Raw genomic sequence first — 374 nt, 5'->3', positions numbered from 1 at the left:
CCGCTCCCACTGGAGGGTGCGCGTGGCGGTGTCGAACACCTGGAGGTGCCCTGCCCTGTCGAACACGCTGTAGTGGCTGCCTCCCCCGAGCAGCACGGACGGGCCCGCCACCGTCCCCAGCTCCGTCACGGCACCCGAGGGCACGTCGATGAGCCACGCCTGGGTCGCATCCGACGCGAGCACGGTCGTCCCTCCGGCCTGGAGCAACAGCGTGTTCCCCGGAACCTGGAGCAGCGTCCGGAGGGGACAGTCCTTCGCGGTGCAGGTGGCCGCGTCCATCACGCGCATCGACGTCGTCCCTGCCTCGGCGTCGGCCTCAGTGAAGGCCACGTAGGACAGCGCGCGGTCATGGACGATGTCGCCCTGGGACCGCG

The 374-nt window shown here is 71.1% G+C and carries 1 protein-coding gene; it reads right to left on the bottom strand.

What is annotated here, in order from left to right; all coding sequences use genetic code 11:
- A partial coding sequence (locus tag ACLEQD_RS45255; RefSeq protein ID WP_410392049.1) for a hypothetical protein occupies nucleotides 1–374 on the bottom strand: 374 nt, incomplete at both ends.

This window comes from Corallococcus sp. 4LFB (assembly GCF_046520365.1).
Taxonomy (GTDB): domain Bacteria; phylum Myxococcota; class Myxococcia; order Myxococcales; family Myxococcaceae; genus Corallococcus; species Corallococcus caeni.
The sequence above is the reverse complement of the archived record's forward strand: the minus strand, read 5'-3'. Positions and strand labels throughout refer to the sequence as shown.